The organism is Okeania sp. SIO2B9, from assembly GCF_010672505.1.
Taxonomy (GTDB): Bacteria; Cyanobacteriota; Cyanobacteriia; order Cyanobacteriales; family Microcoleaceae; genus Okeania; species Okeania hirsuta.
This window is the reverse complement of sequence record NZ_JAAHGK010001685.1, coordinates 1-1,296: the sequence shown is the minus strand read 5'-3', so window position 1 is coordinate 1,296 and position 1,296 is coordinate 1. Positions and strand designations below refer to the sequence as shown.

Below are 1,296 nucleotides of genomic sequence, written 5' to 3'. Positions count from 1 at the left end.
TTATCCATTATCCATTATTGAACTGTTCACTAAAAACCTACTAATTACCATGACTAATTACCCCAATTTTTCCAACTACGGCTATCAAATAATCAAAGAACTCGGACACAACCGGGCAGGTGGAAGAGTAACCTATCTTGCCACAGAAATTAACACTCAAAAAACAGTAGTAGTAAAACAATTTCAATTTGCTACAACCGGAGCGCATTGGTCAGAATATCAAGCTTATGAAAGAGAAGTTCAAGTATTAAAAACACTAGACCATCCCAACATTCCCCACTATTTAGATTCCTTCCAAACACCATCAGGTTTTTGCATGGTACAGGAATATAAAAACGCCATTTCTTTAGCAAACTTAGCAACCTCTCAAAAATGGCAACCCCAACAAATTAAACAAATAGCAATTTCAGTTCTAGAAATTCTTAAATACCTCCAAAACAGAATTCCAGCAGTAATTCATAGAGAACAGCGGCGGCTGGTGGTGGTGCGGCGACGGCGGCCGGTGGTGGTGCGGCTGCTGGTGGTGGTGCGGCTGCGGCTGGTGGTGGTGCTGCGGCGGGTGCTGCGGGTGGGCCGGCTGGTGTTGCGGCTGGTGCGGCGGTGTCGGTGGCGAAGCAGGGTGCTGATCGGATAGCGAGGGACGGGTAGTAGTGGCGGGAACATCGGAAACGCTCAAGCCGCGAACCTATGGGGGGTGGCGTCAGGCCCGAGGGATCGGGGTGTTCGGGTTGACGGGGATGGAAACGGCGCTTGTCGCGTTCTTCTTGTTCATGGCGATCATGACGTGGGGGTGGGCCCGGGTTTTGGTGTGGCCGGCTGTTGTTGGTCTGTTGGTCAGCGTCGTTTTGGTGTCGAGGGTGACCGGGGTCGCGGTGTGGTCGGTGTTGTGGCAGGAACTCGCGTGGACGGTTGGCGGGCTGCGGGGGCGGGGCCGTTGGATTTCGCCGTTGGTTGCGTTCGATTCGGGGAACCGTGAGGGGCTCCCGGGCCCGTTGGCCCGCAAAACGATGTTCGAGGTCGATCATGGCGGCGGGCGCCCGTATGGAGCGTTGTTTGATCAGGTGACTCGTGAGATCACCGTGACCTTTGTGGGGAACGCTCAGACGGTGGCCTTGGCCGACGCGGACGAGGTTGATTTGTGGGTCGCGAACTGGAACCAGTTCCTTGGCGGGTTGAGCGCGACGCCGCAGATCAGTTGGGTGTCGGTGACGGTTTCGACGGCGCTTGACCAGTCCGGGCAGGTCGCGTCGCAGATCGGGGCGACGATGCGCGGTGACGCCCCTGATTTGAGTCGTC

At 55.3% G+C, this 1,296-nt stretch carries 2 protein-coding genes; both read left to right on the top strand.

The window, feature by feature from the left end; genetic code table 11:
- Positions 1–634, top strand: a 634-nt coding sequence (locus F6K13_RS33695) for a protein kinase (RefSeq protein ID WP_287290009.1), incomplete at its 5' end; no start/stop codon positions are given.
- A 103-nt stretch (positions 635–737) separates the two neighbouring features.
- Positions 738–1,296 (top strand): SCO6880 family protein (locus F6K13_RS33690; protein WP_287290008.1); only part of this gene is annotated, 559 nt, incomplete at its 3' end.